Annotated in this window: 16 protein-coding genes; 12 read left to right on the top strand and 4 right to left on the bottom strand. The window is 44.8% G+C overall.

The annotated features are described in order from the left end of the window. Window positions 1-306 precede the first annotated feature (306 nt). From V7R42_RS09040 to V7R42_RS08990, 11 genes are read left to right on the top strand one after another with little or no spacing between them, the layout of a single operon-like run. On the top strand, window positions 307-2,214 hold the full coding sequence (locus tag V7R42_RS09040) for a methyl-accepting chemotaxis protein (protein WP_334019854.1): 1,908 nt from the start codon (window positions 307-309) through the stop codon (window positions 2,212-2,214). 36 nt (window positions 2,215-2,250) lie between these two features. After that, the gene (locus V7R42_RS09035) at window positions 2,251-3,798 is read left to right on the top strand and encodes a chemotaxis protein CheW (protein WP_334019853.1); all 1,548 of its coding nucleotides are present in this window, start codon (window positions 2,251-2,253) and stop codon (window positions 3,796-3,798) included. 19 nt (window positions 3,799-3,817) lie between these two features. Then, window positions 3,818-4,855, top strand: a complete 1,038-nt coding sequence (locus tag V7R42_RS09030; protein WP_334019852.1) for a chemotaxis protein CheB — start codon at window positions 3,818-3,820, stop codon at window positions 4,853-4,855. A gap of 11 nt (window positions 4,856-4,866) precedes the next feature. Continuing rightward, complete coding sequence (locus V7R42_RS09025; RefSeq protein ID WP_334019850.1) at window positions 4,867-5,511, top strand: HEAT repeat domain-containing protein; 645 nt, start codon at window positions 4,867-4,869, stop codon at window positions 5,509-5,511. Continuing rightward, on the top strand, window positions 5,504-6,358 hold the full coding sequence (locus V7R42_RS09020) for a CheR family methyltransferase (RefSeq protein WP_334019849.1): 855 nt from the start codon (window positions 5,504-5,506) through the stop codon (window positions 6,356-6,358). Before V7R42_RS09025 ends, V7R42_RS09020 begins: the two co-directional genes overlap by 8 nt. A 1-nt stretch (window position 6,359) precedes the next feature. Further along, the gene (locus V7R42_RS09015; RefSeq protein ID WP_334019848.1) at window positions 6,360-6,737 is read left to right on the top strand and encodes a response regulator; all 378 of its coding nucleotides are present in this window, start codon (window positions 6,360-6,362) and stop codon (window positions 6,735-6,737) included. After that, window positions 6,730-9,345, top strand: a complete 2,616-nt coding sequence (locus V7R42_RS09010) for a chemotaxis protein CheA (RefSeq protein ID WP_334019846.1) — start codon at window positions 6,730-6,732, stop codon at window positions 9,343-9,345. Before V7R42_RS09015 ends, V7R42_RS09010 begins: the two co-directional genes overlap by 8 nt. Beyond that, entirely contained in the window at window positions 9,336-9,593 is a 258-nt protein-coding gene (locus V7R42_RS09005; RefSeq protein ID WP_334019845.1) for a hypothetical protein, read from the top strand. Before V7R42_RS09010 ends, V7R42_RS09005 begins: the two co-directional genes overlap by 10 nt. Continuing rightward, window positions 9,590-10,324 (top strand): ParA family protein, encoded by a 735-nt coding sequence (locus V7R42_RS09000; RefSeq protein ID WP_334019844.1) that lies wholly within the window; start codon window positions 9,590-9,592, stop codon window positions 10,322-10,324. The genes V7R42_RS09005 and V7R42_RS09000 overlap by 4 nt, the downstream gene beginning before the upstream one ends. 16 nt (window positions 10,325-10,340) lie before the next feature. Continuing rightward, entirely contained in the window at window positions 10,341-10,709 is a 369-nt protein-coding gene (locus tag V7R42_RS08995; protein WP_334019843.1) for a response regulator, read from the top strand. A gap of 9 nt (window positions 10,710-10,718) precedes the next feature. Continuing rightward, window positions 10,719-12,008, top strand: coding sequence for a methyl-accepting chemotaxis protein (locus tag V7R42_RS08990; RefSeq protein ID WP_334019842.1), 1,290 nt, complete (start codon window positions 10,719-10,721; stop codon window positions 12,006-12,008). A gap of 88 nt (window positions 12,009-12,096) precedes the next feature. Here V7R42_RS08990 and V7R42_RS08985 read toward each other — a convergent pair whose 3' ends face one another. Next, window positions 12,097-12,969, bottom strand: coding sequence for an aspartoacylase (locus tag V7R42_RS08985; RefSeq protein ID WP_334019841.1), 873 nt, complete (start codon window positions 12,967-12,969; stop codon window positions 12,097-12,099). Between the two features lie 443 nt (window positions 12,970-13,412). On the opposite strand from V7R42_RS08985, the gene V7R42_RS08980 reads away from it, so the two are divergent. Further along, entirely contained in the window at window positions 13,413-14,174 is a 762-nt protein-coding gene (locus tag V7R42_RS08980; protein WP_334019840.1) for a peptidylprolyl isomerase, read from the top strand. A 233-nt stretch (window positions 14,175-14,407) separates the two neighbouring features. Here the strand turns inward: V7R42_RS08980 and yacG are convergent, their stop codons facing one another. The 3 genes from yacG to coaE form a co-directional block, all read right to left on the bottom strand. Further along, window positions 14,408-14,635, bottom strand: a complete 228-nt coding sequence (gene yacG / locus V7R42_RS08975) for a DNA gyrase inhibitor YacG (protein WP_334019839.1) — start codon at window positions 14,633-14,635, stop codon at window positions 14,408-14,410. A gap of 96 nt (window positions 14,636-14,731) precedes the next feature. Further along, window positions 14,732-15,484 carry a cell division protein ZapD gene (gene zapD / locus V7R42_RS08970; protein ID WP_334019838.1) on the bottom strand — a complete coding sequence of 251 codons (753 nt, stop codon included), beginning with the start codon at window positions 15,482-15,484 and terminating at the stop codon, window positions 14,732-14,734. Window positions 15,485-15,716: 232 nt separating this feature from the next. Further along, window positions 15,717-16,337 (bottom strand): dephospho-CoA kinase, encoded by a 621-nt coding sequence (gene coaE, locus V7R42_RS08965; RefSeq protein WP_334019837.1) that lies wholly within the window; start codon window positions 16,335-16,337, stop codon window positions 15,717-15,719. Between the last annotated feature and the right edge of the window lie 17 nt (window positions 16,338-16,354).

Here is a 16,354-nt window from a genome sequence, read left to right as displayed (position 1 = left end):
TGCTAATTCCTCAGTAATTTATTTAGAAATTAATCTCAAAGCCTACAAGCCCATTAGACTATTGTACTTTGACAAAGTCGCTAGCATCAGCTTTCATGAAAACTCGTATATAAGTTTCTGATTTTATATTGATATGTAAAAAAGTGTCATTTGTGACATTTGCGTCATTTTGCCGTTAAATTCTGTTTCTACGGAGATAACGTGCCCCTCTTCATACAAACGTATTTCGTTTAATACATAAATGCGCCCGATTCTCAACGATATTTGAATAGTGTTTTTACAGCCATTCACATAACGGGGTTACTTATGGCGCTCAAAAAATCTACCGAACAAACAGTCGCACCCGCAGTGCGAGTTGATGCAAAGATGCGTAAAGAAGCGGAAGAGGAGCGCCGCAAAGCGAGAACGTTAGCAAGGCAACAGCAAGCCGCAGAGCGCGTTGCTTCCGCCACGACTGAACTAGCAAGTGGTATAAATCAGGCGTCAAGCGCTACAGACCAGTTGTCCACCGCGGTTAACGAAATTGCGGCGGGTGCTGAAGAGTCAAGCAGTGCCAGCCAAGAAAGCTTAGCGGCTATTACACAGATTTCAGGTGGCCTTGCTGCGCAGCTCGAATTGGCAGGCTCGACAATGGACAAAACCAACGAGCTTCAAACCTATCTTGAACGCGTTGTCGGTGATTTAAGCACCATGATGACCAGCGTTAAAACCGCATCTGAGCATCAATCACGCTCTGTAGTTATGATGAGTGAGTTAGAGCAACAAGCATCAAACATCGGCGAAGCTGTCAAACAAGTTACCCGCATTGCCGACCAGACAAACTTGCTAGCGCTTAACGCCGCTATTGAAGCGGGACGCGCAGGTAAGCATGGGAAGGGATTTGCTGTAGTCGCCGATACGGTTCGCGCGCTCGCGGAAGTCTCAGACAAGAGTGCTGCTGATATAGCTAAGCAGATAGAGCGTATTCAAGAGCAATCAAATCGAGTCTCTGATGCCGTTAAATCCTCCTCAGAAGCAGCGCTTGAAGAAGTAACGAAAGGCGAAGCGGTTACAGAGCAACTCATTACGATTAAATCAGATATGCAAAGTATCGCAGACGGAGCAGATGAGTTGCAGGCACAGGTCAAAGCGATGGATGCCGCAGCCAAAGAAATTCAAACCGGTTCAGAAGCAATCTCGTGCGCGGCCGACGAGCAGTCTACAGCTGCTCAAGAAGTTTCTTCTAACGTCTCTGAGCAGAGTGTTGCTTTGTCGCAAGCTGAACAAGCTGCACAGTCATTAGAAATAATCACTGAAGAGCTTAAAAACAGCACAGACATAAACAAGAGCGCAGAAGAGGTGGCATCGTCAGCAGAAGAGCTGTCAGCAACCCTCGAAGAAATCAATCGCTCATCAAGTGAAATCATGACGGCGTTGACTCAAGTGAATAACGGTTCACAGCAGGCAGCAAGCTCTGTCGACCAAGCCGTGGGCAATATTGACCTGTTAAGAGAAGGTGTTGATAGAGCCTCAGCGCAGTGTGATGTGGCGTTAGAGAAAGGCAATGCTATTACTGAATTGCTTAAAGAAAACCGTGCACTGATTGAGGGAATGGTTAGCGGCATAAATCTGGCTCTTGAAACCAGCAAAGAAAACGTGAGTGCCATCAGTGAGATGGAAGTCATGACGCGCCAAATAGATAAGGTTATCGATACAATTACCACGGTATCAGTGAAAACCAGCATGTTGGCGGTAAACGGTGCAGTAGAAGCGGCGCGAGCTGGTGAGTATGGCAAAGGTTTTGCGGTTGTCTCAGCAGATATTCAAAGCCTGGCAGATGAAGCGGCTGAAAACGTCGAGCAGATAAAAGATCTCATCAAAGCCATTCAAGACCAAACAATGAGCGTGAAAACGGACTTAACAAATGTTGCTGAAAGTGCGTCAAGAGAGGTCATGAAAGCGAAGCAAACTACGCAAGATGTCGAGCAAATTGCGACTGACATCAACGAAGTGGTGCAATATAACCAGGCGATGAAAGAGCGGGGTGAAGAAATTGCCGCGGGTGTGACACAGGCCCAGCGGGGACTAGAGCAAATTGCAACGGCAAATGAGCAAGCGAGCAGTAACTGTCAGCAGGCGCTTAACGCAGCAGATCAGCAAAGCAAAGGCATGGAAGTGTTGGCCAAGTCCATTGAAGAAATTGCTTCAGTGGCAGATGAAATGCAAAACGGCTAATCCATTGCGCTTGTGTCTAATAGAGGAGCTTGCCTCATGAGTAACGAAAATACGAATAACGAGACCGCAAACGATACTGAGCTAATGTCAGGTGGTGAACAACAGTTCGTGTCCTTCATGGTTAACGAGGAGCGTTTCACTTTTCCTATGCTTGCGGTGGGCGAAATCATTCGTGTACCGACTATGGTGTCTGTCCCCCTTGGGCCCGCACAAATGATTGGCTTAGCAAATTTACGTGGGAACGTATTGCCCGTGTATGACTTAAGCACAATCTTGCTCGGAGCAAAGTCAGGCGTGAGTGACGTAACCCGCGTTGTTGTCGTGGAGTCTGAGCTTGGTAGCGTAGGATTTCTGGTAGACAGAGTACTACGTGTCTACAGTGTTAGCAGCGATGCTGTTATCGATAAAACCTCAATGACGGATTCTATCGCCTACGACTATATGCAGGGCATCATTAAACAAAGCGACCAGCCTGTAGAGCAAATCCTTGATGTTTCTGCGCTTGCAAAAGCACAGGCAGTTGTTAAGCAAGATGGCAATACTATGCAGCTGTCGGGAATGCAGCATATTGATAACGATACGCCTGAAGATTCTCAAGAGGATGAGAATTTACAGCAGTTAGTGTGCTTCTCGCTAGAGGAACAAGAGTTCGCATTTCACCTTCAAGATGTAGAAGAAATTGTGCGTGTTCCCGCTGAGATATCGCAACTTCCAGACAGCGCGCCTTCTGTTTTGGGACTGGTCAATCTGCGCGGCCGCATCATACCCATTGTCGACTTGTCGAATTCCATTGGCATGATGCGCACTGAAATTAACGAAGCATCGCGCATTGTAGTCACGCAAAACAGTGAGTTTGGTAGCGTTGGCTTTGTGGTAGCCAAAGTCAGTAATGTGGTGTCTATTTCTGAAGCCGAACTGGAATCTGTACCTTCGGTATGTAATGACGGCGCGGAATCGGGGCTGCTTGAAGCGGTCTACCGCAGCGATGGCGGCAAACGCCTGGTGTCTATTATCAACCTTTCTAACATCTACAGTCGTGCGCTGATGAGCGCTTTAACCAGTCTTGATGCCGATATTCAGCAGGAGTCTCAAATGAATGATGGCAACGATTTAGCAATTGATGAAGATGACTGCGAGCAATACGTTATCTTTTGGATTAATGGGCAAGAATACGGCGTAAGCATTGACGATACCCAAGAGATTACGCGAGTACCAGAGAAGCTCGAAAGTGTGCCGAGTACACCAGATTATCTGAAAGGCATTGTTAACCTTCGCGGTACAGTGTTGCCGGTTATCGACTTGCGTAGCCGCTTAGGCATGCCGTGCAGCGAAACGTCAGAACGTCAGCGCATCGTTGTTCTTACCAAGGATAAACAGCGTACCGGGTTTATCGTTGATGGCGTTGCCGAAGTGAAGACCGTCGTTAGACAGACTATTGAAGAAGCGCCTTCACTTTCTGAGATGCAATCTGAGTTCTTAAACCGCCTGATTAAGCTCAATGATGAAAAACGCATTATTCAAATTATCGAGCCCAAAGTTCTGCTTGATGACAATGCAGTATCTAAAGCGCAAGAGCAATGCTAGCTAATATTTGAGGTTATTTATGACAGTAAAAGTACTTATCGTCGACGATTCCGCGTTAATGCGAAAGCTGTTTACGCAACTCTTCGAGAAAGAGGGCTTTATTGTTCAAGTAGCACGTAACGGCGAAGAAGCGCTAACTAAAGCTGTAGAGTTCGAGCCAGACTGTATAACACTAGACATTAATATGCCGGTAATGGATGGCATGACATGCCTGGCGATGCTCAAGAAACTTTATCCTTGTCCTATCATCATGGTCTCGTCGCTCACGCAAAAGGGAGCCACCATTACCCTAGAGGCACTCGCGCTTGGCGCAAGTGACTTTGTGTTAAAAACCGGGGGCACTGTTTCGCGGGACATTTCAGATTTAGAGGCGCCTTTAATAAACAAAATTCACGCCTTGGCCAAAACTGGTAAGCCACAGCGTCCTACAATTAAACCGCCCCCAGTCGTGACACAAAAAGTTGTTCGCAACAAAACAAGCGTACCTTTTGAAGTCGTATTGGTAGGCGTTTCCACTGGTGGCCCTAAAAAGCTTGAACACCTGGTAGCTAACTTAAGCCCCACATTTCCGGTTCCTATCGTTATTTCACAGCACATGCCTGCCTCTTTCACCAGTGCGCTTGCTAAGCGCTTGGACGGAATCAGTCCGCTTAACGTGCTTGAGGTGAATGCGAAGATGCCCATAAAGGCTGGCAATGTCTATCTTGCAAAAGGGGATGCTGATCTTGCCTTCTCAAAAATAGGCGGTGAAGTCTCAGCGCGTCCTGTGCCATCAAGCCCAAGTTTTCTGTGGCATCCAAGTGTGGATCGTATGGTAGACAGCGCACTTAACTGCTACAAGCCACTTTCTATGCTATGCGTACAGCTGACCGGAATGGGGTGTGATGGTGTTGCCGCTATGAGCAAAGCGTTTAAAGAAGGTGCGACAACGATCGCAGAGAGTGAAGCGACCTCTGTTGTCTTCGGTATGCCGAAAGAACTTATTGAAGCGGGTTGCGCCAGCTTCGTACTAGATAGTCCCAAAGTCGCATCTAAACTGAATGCGCTTTGTCGTTAAGAGGAGAAGTAATGATGGGTCTCAAGAAGAAAGCAGAACCTATTGCCGATGTTTCCGATGACTTTGAGGAAAAACGCGAACACCCTCGAACGAAAGCGCAACTTATTAGCGATTTAAGCTCTAGCGACAGTGATGTGCGCCGGTGGGCGGTCAGAGATTTAAGTGGCCAAAAAGATGCGCATGACGCCTTTATCTATCGATTGCCACAAGAAGATGATCCAACGGTGATTGAGGCTTTATTTAGCGCACTCGAGCATGACATGACTCAAAGACATGCCTCGCAAGTTATCACTATGCTTAAAAGCGAACACGTGCAATTGCGAAATGGGGCCATTGAGCTTATGCAGCAAAACCCCGATATTTTTGCTGCGAATGTTAATTTGCTCATGCATGACGACGATCCTGACACCCGTATTTTCTGCGTAGACATTATAGGTGCGGTCGCTCACATAGATGCAGTTAACTGGCTGCATCAATTCGCGCTGAATGACGACAATGAAAATGTTGTGGGTACTGCACTGGACAAACTAGCTGAAATTGCTGACGTGTCTACTTTGGATATTTTGCAAACTGTTGAAAGCCGTTTTCCAAACCACAGCTACATTCAGTTTGTTATTTCACTAATTCGTAATCAAGTGAGAAACGCCGATGAATAGTGTAGCACTAGACAAAATAGGTGCTGCCGATTTCGAACGGTTCCGCTCTATGTTTTACCGAAAAACCGGGATCCATTTCGAAGACTCGAAGCGCTATTTTGTAGACAAACGTCTTCATGAACGCATGAAGGCTACAGGTCATACGAGCTTTAAAGGTTATTTCACTTACATGCGGTTCCAAGCGTCAGGTGAAGAATTTCAAAATCTTGTGAATTCAATGACTGTCAATGAAACATACTTCTTTCGGGAAGAATATCAATTTGAAGCGATGACCAGAGAAATCATGGATGAGTTAGACAGTTATCGTCCTGCCGGAGAGGATTTGCGCATTTGGTCAGTACCTTCAAGCACTGGCGAAGAGCCATACTCAATTGCGATTTATCTTATTGAGTACTGGAAAGGGTTGGCGCACAGGGATGTAGAGCTTATCTCTTCTGATATTGATAGCAACGTGCTGGCATCAGCAAAAAAGGGACTTTACTCCAAGCGCTCTGTTCAGAATATTCCACTCTCTTTAGTGAAGAAGTATTTCAAGGAAATTAATGGGCAATTCCAGCTAAGTGATGACATCCGTGAGTCCGTATCCTTTACGCTCGCGAATATCTTATCAGCAAGCAATATGAAGCAGTTTAGGCATTTCGACCTCATTTTTTGCCGAAACCTGCTTATTTATTTTGATGACGAATCGCGTAAGAAGGCGGCGCAGGTACTCTTTGATGCGATGAAACCCGGTGGATACATTTTTTTAGGGCATAGTGAGTCCATGAGCCGTATTTCGTCTATGTTTAAAGTACGCAAATTTGGTGATGTGATTGCTTACCAGAAGCCACTTGCAGGAGGGGCATAACATGAAAACAGTAATGATTGTTGATGATGCCTCTACGGTAAGAATGTTCCACAAAATGTTGGTGACTTCGCCTGACAGAGTTGTCGAAGAGGCGGAGAACGGCGTAGAAGCGCTTGAGAAAGCGATAGGTAAAAATGTGGACTTGTTCCTTGTTGATGTGAACATGCCAAAGATGGATGGTTATCGGTTATGTAAGGAAATACGGCTCAATGAGGCACTGCGTGCGGTACCTATTATTATGATAAGTACCGAGTCGGCTAATCAAGATGCCGAGCGAGCCTATCAATGTGGTGCAAACTATTACATGACGAAGCCTGTGGATGCAGACACGTTGAAGTCAGTAGTAAGTGCAGTGATTGGGGGGGAACCCAATGAGTGAATTACTCGATGTATTTATCGGCGAGTCCCGCGAGAATTTAGAGTCGGCGAGCCAAGCGCTTTTAGAAATTCAGTCATCAGGCCCTGCTTCAGAGCGTGTGGATAAAATTTTTCGCGACCTGCACACCATTAAAGGTTCTTCTGATTTATTTGATATTAAACCTTTAACTCACTTGGCTCACGCAGCAGAAGATTTACTTGATAGCGTAAGGTCTAGCGAAGTGACCTACAGCGATGACATAGGCGACTTGTTGCTTGAAGCCTTAGACCAAATTTCAATATGGTTCGACGAGCTCGAAGTGGGGTCCCAGAACGTTGAGCAATGGAAACCAATATCGACTCGGCTCAGCGCTCAATTACGACACTTTATCGACCCGACAGAATCGAGTGACATTGATGAAAACAGCGACACCGTCAACAATGAAAGCCTAGTAGCTGACCCGCAAACGCTAAGCGAAGAGCACATAGCACTGCTCGCCAGTTTTGGTGGAAACGCTGACTTAGACTTACTTTGTAAAGCGACTGGTTCAGACTGCTATTTCATTCATTACACGCCTGACGAAGGGTGCTTCTTTCGCGGAGAAGACCCAATAAATGTTACCGTAGCCTTGCCTGGGCTAAAGGCGTTTGACATTGAAATGCCCGAAATAGCCGAAGATGCAGATATCTATAACTGTTTCACTTCAATCAAAGCGCTCGGCGTTGCTAGTGAAGATGAAATCAAACAGCATATGGCATATTACGAGGGGCAATACTCGTACGTTAGTTTTTCCACTCAAGCTTTAAAAGCTGCATGCATTGGCAAAATTCAAAAGTGCGTTGAAACTATCGACGACGAGACCTTGAACAGTGCCTTAAATGACACAGACATAGACCAAGTACATGCTAGCGCTGGACTACTGCTTGCCTCACTACACTTTGACGGTAGCGAAGATGATAGCGCAAATAGGGCGGTGCTAAGCCTGTTATCTTCAATCGACGATTTGAGCTTTCTCAACAACGAGAGCCGAGAGGATAGAAGCTCAGATAAAGACACTCATACAAATGTGTCTCCTAACGTCATTAATAGTACGGCAAACGAAGCAGGCGACTCAAAGAGGGAAGCGTCTAAGCCAAAAAAACTAGCGTTGCATGAACGAGCGATGCTGACACAACAGCTCACGCTATTAAATTCGGATAACTATAAATCTGAGTTTATGTTTCCTTCTATTGCAGGGCTGGTAGGTAATATTCTGGGCGCTGAGTTTGAGAATGAGGACGCGCTGGCGGTTGCCATTAGCAATGCGTTAGATGAGGAAACAATTCAAGCGCAAGCAAATGATGACCAAGCGCAACAAACCTCTAATGAGGCGACAGCAGTGGCGACACAGCCAGCTAATGCACTAGAAACAGCCGAAGACACCGCTTCCCCTGTAAAAGCTGAACGCCAAGCGGTGAAAATGCTCAAGGTCGACCAGTCAAAAATAGATTACTTAATGGATATTGTTGGCGAGCTAACTGTTGCCAAAAATTCTTTGCCTTATCTTGCAAAGCAGGCAGAAGAAGAGGGGGGCAGTAGAAAGCTCAGTAAGCAAATCAAAGCCCATTTCTCCATTGTTAATCGGTTAACAGAATCACTTCAAAGTGCTGTACTTCAGATTCGTATGGTCCCTGTTTCGCACGTATTTCAGCGCTACCCTCGCTTAGTGCGGGATTTAGCCAGAAAGCTCGATAAAAAAATCGAGTTGTGTATGCAGGGGGAAGATACCGAGTTTGACAAAAACTTAATTGAATCCTTATCTGAACCGCTTATTCACTTGCTAAGAAATAGCATTGACCACGGCATAGAGTCCCCTGAAGAGCGACTTGCAGCAGGAAAGCCTGGAGTAGGTCGCATCGACCTCATTGCAACGCCGCTTGATGATAGCGTAATCATAGAGATTCGTGATGATGGTAGAGGCATTGACCCTCAAAAAATAAAGCTTTTGGCATTTCAAAAAGGGGTTATCAGTGAAGCGCAGCTTGAAAACTTAGATGATAATGAAGCGCTACAGTTAATCTTTGCCGCTGGTTTTTCTACGTCTGAACAAGTGTCAGATTTATCCGGGCGTGGCGTTGGAATGGATGCCGTAAAAACAATGGTTAGCCAGGCCGGCGGCACAATCGAAATGCAAAGCGAAGTTGGAGTAGGAAGTACTTTCAAACTATTGCTGCCCCAAACTATGTCAGTTAACCGAGTAATGATGTTTGAAGTGAATGATCAAATGTTTGGTGTTGGAATGGATGCCGTCGTTGAGACTGTCAAAGTGCCTACTGCCGATATCCAGCGTATTCGCAACGAACATGTACTGGTTATCCGCGAAAAGCTCATACCTCTTTGTGATTTGCGTGAAGCGTTAGGCTTCGAAGCAGCCGAAGAAAGGGAAGAGCATTCAATTCTTGTGGTATCTACGCCTCAGGGAGAGTTTGGATTAATCATTGATAAGTTTCACGAAGGCATTGACGTCATTCAAAAACCGCTTGAAGGCGTGTTGGCTGGGTACGCTCACTTTTCGGGAACGGCGCTGCTTGGCGACGGGCGTGTGTTATTGATTGTCAACGTTCAAGAGGTATTAGCAAAATGCCTATAGCTTACAAAAAGAAAGTCGCGGTCATGACAGGGCACTGTGAAATAGAGGAAGCCGAAGCGCTCTTCGCTTGGCTAAATGAAGAGACTTCCCGACAAGTTAATTTAAAAACCTTAGGTAGCGCACATACCGCTGTATATCAGGTATTGCTAGCTAAGAAGCCAAAAGTGAGCGTGTGGCCTGAAGCTGACACACTTTATTGGCTGACTGAAATGATGCAAAACAAGCAGAGTAAAGTGTGGTTTGAATGAGAGTCATCACGGTAGCTAATCGCAAAGGCGGTACGGCGAAAACCACCACGGTGGTAAATCTCGCTTATGGATTCGCACAAGCGAATAAACGGGTCATTGTGTTGGATCTTGATAATCAGGGCCATGTTATGCATGGCTTAAAAGCACTAGGATGCGTTCAACAAAGCGATATAACTGAACTGCCTCTCAACATCTTCTTTACCTCTATTGTGAAGTGCTCTGACAACATTTATGCCACCGATGTTGATACTTGTAATGCGAATACAAATGAAGAAATCACGCTAGATGTTTTGCGTAACTGGTGCGACTCGGAAGCGGTAACCAAATATTTCGATATTGTTCTTATTGATACCCCGCCAACATTGAGCACACAGCTTATGGCTGCACTATCGGCGGCGACCGACATCATTATTCCTGCAACGCCTCTTCCTTTGGCAAGTGACGGTGTTCAGAAGTTGCTCAATGCCTGCAGAAATGCCATGGCAGAACGAAAGTTTAGAGCAACTAAACTCACTATCCTACCTGTCATGGTAGAACAAAATCTAAAGCTGCATAGACAGGAGTTAAGTAACTGGTATGGGCGCTACGGACGAAGCAAAGTGTTAAGCCCCATTAGAAAGAGCATCAAATTAGCCGAGGCATTTGCAGAGAACAAACCTGTATATGCCTATGCTCCTAACAGTCGTGGCGCACATGACTATACTAAATTATGTAAACAACTAATCGGCTAACACAAGAGGTAATGCAATGAGCGCAATACACTTAGTAGATGACTCGGCCACCATGTTGATGAGCATGGAAATGTTATTAAAACGGGCAGGCTATACGGTCACAAAATCAGAAAGTGCGGAAGCGGCTATAACAGCCCTTGAATCAATCAGTCCTAAACTGATTATTACAGACTTAAACATGCCAGGTATGAACGGCATAGAGCTTATTAAAACGTTGAAACAGCAGTCTAAATTCAGGTTCACCCCCATGTTGATGTTAACCACTGAATCGCAACAGAGTCGTCGCGAAGAAGCGAAAGCGGCGGGCGCGACGGGTTGGCTTGTTAAGCCTGTTGAGCCAGAGCAATTATTAGGTGTAGTAAAGCAGTTGGTGCCAGCTGCATAAGGTTAGATTATGAAAGTACTTGAAAAAACAAAGCAGTATTATGAGTTTGTTCTCGCTGAAAAGTTTAAAGTGCTTAAGGATAAGACTAAGAAAGTTCAGGACTCACTTTTGCTTTGGAGCGGTTTAATTGGTGTGTCTACATTGGGCATGGCGACTTCGTTAAATACACCCAAACACTTTTTAAGTGGGCATACTGGTACCATTGCCACAATCTTAGGTTTTTTGAGCTTCATCGCATGGTATTCGTATAGGCAAACAAGCGTATTTAAAGCTAGTTTAAATAAGCAGGAAGACTACTTACAAGAAACGTCTGCTCAACTTAACGAAACACACGCTCAAGTTAGCGAGTATGTAGCCATCCTCAAAGGGCAAATGGACGGAATAAGCGCTATTACCGAAGATGCCTCGATGGAGTTGATGAAGGCGCTGTACGAAATTGAAAGTAGTATTCAAGACAGTATAGATAATGTTGAGTTAGGGCAGAAGAACGCGCTTAACTGTAAAGAAAAAAGCGCCGCTGAGTTTGACTTAGCCGCACAGCGTTTAATGAGCATTAAAGCCATGATAAATACGCAGCGGGAACAGCAAATTTCAGATACAGAGGCGATTCAGAGGGTAATGCGTGAAGTTGAGAACCTCAAAGAACTTACTGAATTGGTAAAAAATATTGCTTCGCAAACCAACTTACTAGCGCTAAATGCGGCGATCGAGGCAGCCAGAGCGGGAGAATTTGGAAGGGGCTTTGCGGTAGTGGCAGAGCAGGTGCGCATATTGTCTTCCCAATCTTCAGAGGCGGCTGAAAAAATTGAATCAGGTATAAAGTCTGCTCTCGATGCCGCGCATCATCAAGGGGAGAAAATGCTCAATTCAACGCGTGCAAACGATACGTGTGAGCTATTAACGGGGTTTTCCGAATCGCTAGAAAACATTACGACCCATTATCGAGTATTAGAAGAACTGAACCCCAAAATGCTGGCCTGTTTTTCACACAGTGCGACGGAAGTGGCGTCTAAAGTGAGTGGTGCAATAGCCAAAATTCAATTCCAAGATATTATTCGCCAGCGCACCGAACATGTGAAGTTAGAGCAAGATGCCATTGTTAGCCTATTTGGGCAGTTTTCGTCTTACATCAATAATCGCGAACATTTTGACGAGTCTTTTAATTTGAGCACGAAAGAAATGTTTGAAAAATACGTCATGGAAGATCAGCGTAAAATCCATTTTGATATTAATGAATCTTCACCTGAAAATAAAAATGAGTTTGAAGAGGCGCGGGAACCCAAGATAGAACTCTTTTAGCGAAGGGCCCTTCAGGGCCCAGTAGCGTTTTTAGCTTGGCCTTTGTTATTTTTATACTGGCAGCGTCGAGTAATAAGATTACTGACGCTTACAGCGTTATTCGCTCAGCGGTGGCAAACGCAACATCCAGTTTAAAATAGGCGGCTTCATTAATAAAGTGGGGGTAGGTTTCAGCTTTGCTTTCCCAGAGAATATCTTTGCCGTCAAACGTCCTAAACACAGGTGCGCTAGGCATGAGAGGTTTGAAATCGTTATCTTGCAATGAATGATGGATCATTGCTGTACGCTTTCCATTAGCATCTAACGGAAAAGATACGTTATCGCCTAAACGAAAAGCTTCACAGGCAGGCAAAGCGTCAGTACTGATTTTCCCTTTATTATACGCGGCACAAAAATCCAATATTGCTTCAGCCATGGTTTGTGTTAGAAGGTAAACGTCTTCTCTTAATACGCCTTGGGGCTGCCCACCCACTTCTATCATTACGCCTTTTTTACCCGTGGTGCAAAGATAGCCATGTTCTAGATATGGTTTTTCATCTTCTACCAAAATATTCGCTTCTGGCATTTGTTGCTTAACATATCGGGCTAATTGAATATGAAATTCATCGGCTTCAAGTAAGATAAGGGTAGCGCCCATCTCGCTAGTAGTGTTGTGGATATCAATGACAAAGTCTGTCTGTGAGTCACCTTTTGGTCCGAACTTCTCGTTTATTGATTTAGCGAGTATGGCTTCTTTGGAAGCCGCTGAACTTTCTAGGCGTTCTAATGTAAATTGTCGATTCAAGTCTTCTTCAACAAAGCGAACATTGGCAGCGATTGCTGCCTCGTTTGCAATATTTAACGATACATTCAAGGTGTTAAATCGCGTAGGCAATCCGTATTGTTGCCAATTTCTGATTAGTTGAATGCCACTGGTTTCATTGCCGTGAGTACCACCAAAAAGCGCGATTGAATCAAACATTGGGTTTCCCTTCGAAGCGGATGCGCATCAATATTGATGCGCACTGAAATTGAATTCGTTAACCAGACACATCGCTAAACCGTGCGAAGGCTCTACTGATGCGCTGTAGTCATTGAGTGATGATGAAATACTACATTAGACAACGGTTGGCGCAAATAGCTTTTAAAGGGTATTTCACACTATTATTCAGAAATTTCGCTCGAATATTGTTGGCAATAACGCTTGGCCAATGTAGCGGACACAAAGGCTGGTTTGTTACATGTCTATGTTACTGTCAACGTAAAGACTTTGGCCTGCCAAAAAAATTGCAAAAAATTCCACGCTTTAGATGTGATCTAGTGGGTTACGATTTAATACATTTTGTTGTATCAAATAACTAGAATTACTGTATTTACCGTTCTATTGTGTTGTACTTTGCGATTATCAAATAACAAAGTAACACTATGAATTTCCGTATAAAAAAGCTAATAACAATACTTTCATGTACAGCACTTTTTTCTTTTTGTGCGCAAGCTACCATCGTCGAGTTTGCTACCTCCCAAGGCAATATACGCGTCAACTTGCATGACACTACTACACCAAAAACAGTTGAAAACTTCCTAAACTACGTTAATGAGGGGGCGTATACAGACACTATTATTCACCGTCTAGAACCCGATTTTGTTGTGCAAGGTGGTGGCTTTAAATACGAAAACGGTTTTAGCCACGTTGCTGTTGAGTCAGGGCCAGCGGTAGAAAATGAACCGGAATTGTCAAATGTCAGAGGGACAATTGCCATGGCTAAGGTTAGCGGTAACCCCGACAGTGCTACCAATCAATGGTTTTTCAATATCAACGACAACAGCGCCAATCTCGACGTGCGAAATGGCGGCTTCACTGTTTTTGGGCAAGTGTTTTCGGAGGACATGGATATCTTGGAAGACATGCAAGCGTTGCCGCGCTGTTTAAACAACGTAGGCAGAACACCTATGGTTAACTTTACCAGCGAGCAGTGCACAAGTGGCGATAAGCCCGGATACGAAAACTTTGTTACCGTGTACGCTATCAACGTTCTTGATAGTAATGAAGTAACAGACGGTGGACTGAATAAAACACCCAACACCCTGATTGATCAGCAGCCCGGCAGCGACAATGATAGTGGCGGTGGCGGTACTGCATTCTGGTTGTTACTATTGGGGGCCGCAGGTTTACTCAGAAAGCGCTAAGACTCATCATTACCTTTTGTATTATCGACAACACCTACTGAGTCGAAACTATGCTCAAGCTTAGTGGCTCAGTGGTTTGATCCCTTACACTGTATTTTTTGTTTCAGTAAACGCATATGAAAGTGCGCCCATGACGAGGTAACGAGGTGCTTTGATATCCATACGGCTCAAAAAATTTTGGGCGTGCCTTTTGACCAAATTATACAGCAATGTTTGCCCTAAAAATCAACATTCTAGTGCTTAAAGAAGTCATCTGACTGCTGAGCCAACATAGCCTCGATTTCTTCTACGTCTATATGTTTTGGCGTGGCGTCTTCTGCAGGCTTCCCTGATATTTTTCTGTCTTCCGTTGCCCATTCACCTAAATCGATAAGTTGACATTTTTTGCTGCAAAAAGGGCGATATTCGCTTGTTGGTGCCCAAACAACCTGCTTGGCACAAATAGGACATTTCACTTCCATACTTTACTCCAGTGAAATTACGTCTAAACGGGGTAGTTTGAGTATTGCTAACACTATCGTAGACGAGAAACAATGAACGAGTGACTAGGCGCTAGTTTAACAGGCTGCTAAATGAAACTGAATACTGCTTTCCAAGGCACCAGAGTGCCCCTCTTGAGGTGAAAATAACAAGAAGCGGAGGGCGTAGCGGTATTTGTTTCCGCTCAGAGTAGGGTAATACCCTTCATCAACGCTGCATTTAACACGAATTAATTCGTTTTTGTCTTCTGCTGCACCTTGATAAAAACCGTTATCGGCTACCACATTGACAAACTGGCCGCGTTCGCGAATGAACGACAAGCTAACAGTGATTGCATCGTCGAGTAAGGCTAACGTTTCAAGCCATTGCGCTATTTCAGCGAGGCGCTGGTCAAGGGGCTGTTGTAACCAAAAATAAAGGTTGGGTAAATCGAAACTACATGCGCCGCCTGGGATAGCAAAGCGCTGCCTGATTGCGCTAAGTAATTTATCTTCTTTCAAAGCACTGCCGAAACGGCGGTCCGTTTTAAGCTTTTGTTTTAGCGTCAGCACTGTTTTTAACGCATGCTCTAGTGCGGTACTGTCAATTTTGGGGTGCTTAGACCAATAAACTAAATTCTTCTCATGGGCTTCGAGGTCTTTGGTAAGGTCGGAGCGAAGATCCAGCCTTTCAATGAGATCAAGTAACTCGAAAAGTTGTTCAAAGAATACCAGCTGCAGATGAGTATGTTCTGATTTAGCCGTAATTTTAAGTTGCCCAAGCAGCTGCTCAACACGTAAATAGTTACGTACTTTTTCCTTTAGTGGAAATTCGAAAACAGCGTGACCCATGGAACCCCTTAAAACACTTGGACTTAGAGAAACTGCGCTAAAATATAGCAAAACAGCGAATGGCATCAAGCCTAAAGCATCAAAGCGTTTAAGCCAAGTATACTTGTTCCTTAAAGCACTGTTTTGACGTTATTTGGTCAAAAAAGTTTCAAAAACAATTCGCAAATCTGTGAAGATATGCTTTTGAGAAGTTAACTGAGTCATTGAGAGCGTATCTTAACGTCAGTTTTGTTTATTGGATTGAAGCTTTAGATAACAAGAGCAGGTTGTCATGCAAGGCTAATACTTGCGAAGAGAGGGCCTGTAAGCTGGTGCTGTTATCTAGCACATAGTCTGCAGCGTTCAATCGTTCTTTGCGGCTTGCTTGTGAAGCCATAATGCTTTTTATCGTTGCTTCAGAGCTACCATCTCGCTTTAAGGCGCGTTCAAGCTGAAGGGCTTCAGGGCAGTCAACCACTACTACGTGGTTACACATTTCAGTTAGCTTGTTCTCAACTAATAGTGGAACAGATAAGATGCAATAGGGGGCCGTTGATTCCATGATCAGCTGTTGCATGCGAGAACGAATAAGCGGGTGGAGTATACCGTTCAGCCAGTTCTTTTCATCTGGATTAGCAAACACCTTCTCTCGGAGTGCGGCGCGGTCAAGGCTACCGTCTTCAAGCAAAATATGCTCGCCAAAATGCTCAGCTATTTGAAGTAACCCGTGTGAGCCCACGGCAACCACATCTCTTGCGACCTCATCGGCATCCACTATGTCTATGCCTAACGACGCAAAAATATCAGTGGCAGCAGATTTACCGCTACCTATCCCGCCAGTAAGGCCTACTACAAAGGGGGGCTGCTTATTCATAATGCCGGCACCTTCTT

This window comes from Alteromonas sp. S015 (genome assembly GCF_036864485.1).
In the GTDB taxonomy this organism is placed as follows: Bacteria; Pseudomonadota; Gammaproteobacteria; order Enterobacterales; family Alteromonadaceae; genus Alteromonas.
Note: the sequence above shows the minus strand (reverse complement) of the source record. Positions and strands in the feature narration are given on the sequence as shown.

Coding starts and splice junctions, on each gene's coding strand:
- V7R42_RS09040 (WP_334019854.1), top strand. CDS start 307: ATGGCGCTCAAAAAATCTACCGAACAAACAGTCGCACCCGCAGTGCGA.
- V7R42_RS09035 (WP_334019853.1), top strand. CDS start 2,251: ATGAGTAACGAAAATACGAATAACGAGACCGCAAACGATACTGAGCTA.
- V7R42_RS09030 (WP_334019852.1), top strand. CDS start 3,818: ATGACAGTAAAAGTACTTATCGTCGACGATTCCGCGTTAATGCGAAAG.
- V7R42_RS09025 (WP_334019850.1), top strand. CDS start 4,867: ATGATGGGTCTCAAGAAGAAAGCAGAACCTATTGCCGATGTTTCCGAT.
- V7R42_RS09020 (WP_334019849.1), top strand. CDS start 5,504: ATGAATAGTGTAGCACTAGACAAAATAGGTGCTGCCGATTTCGAACGG.
- V7R42_RS09015 (WP_334019848.1), top strand. CDS start 6,360: ATGAAAACAGTAATGATTGTTGATGATGCCTCTACGGTAAGAATGTTC.
- V7R42_RS09010 (WP_334019846.1), top strand. CDS start 6,730: ATGAGTGAATTACTCGATGTATTTATCGGCGAGTCCCGCGAGAATTTA.
- V7R42_RS09005 (WP_334019845.1), top strand. CDS start 9,336: ATGCCTATAGCTTACAAAAAGAAAGTCGCGGTCATGACAGGGCACTGT.
- V7R42_RS09000 (WP_334019844.1), top strand. CDS start 9,590: ATGAGAGTCATCACGGTAGCTAATCGCAAAGGCGGTACGGCGAAAACC.
- V7R42_RS08995 (WP_334019843.1), top strand. CDS start 10,341: ATGAGCGCAATACACTTAGTAGATGACTCGGCCACCATGTTGATGAGC.
- V7R42_RS08990 (WP_334019842.1), top strand. CDS start 10,719: ATGAAAGTACTTGAAAAAACAAAGCAGTATTATGAGTTTGTTCTCGCT.
- V7R42_RS08985 (WP_334019841.1), bottom strand. CDS start 12,969: ATGTTTGATTCAATCGCGCTTTTTGGTGGTACTCACGGCAATGAAACC.
- V7R42_RS08980 (WP_334019840.1), top strand. CDS start 13,413: ATGAATTTCCGTATAAAAAAGCTAATAACAATACTTTCATGTACAGCA.
- yacG (WP_334019839.1), bottom strand. CDS start 14,635: ATGGAAGTGAAATGTCCTATTTGTGCCAAGCAGGTTGTTTGGGCACCA.
- zapD (WP_334019838.1), bottom strand. CDS start 15,484: ATGGGTCACGCTGTTTTCGAATTTCCACTAAAGGAAAAAGTACGTAAC.
- coaE (WP_334019837.1), bottom strand. CDS start 16,337: ATGAATAAGCAGCCCCCCTTTGTAGTAGGCCTTACTGGCGGGATAGGT.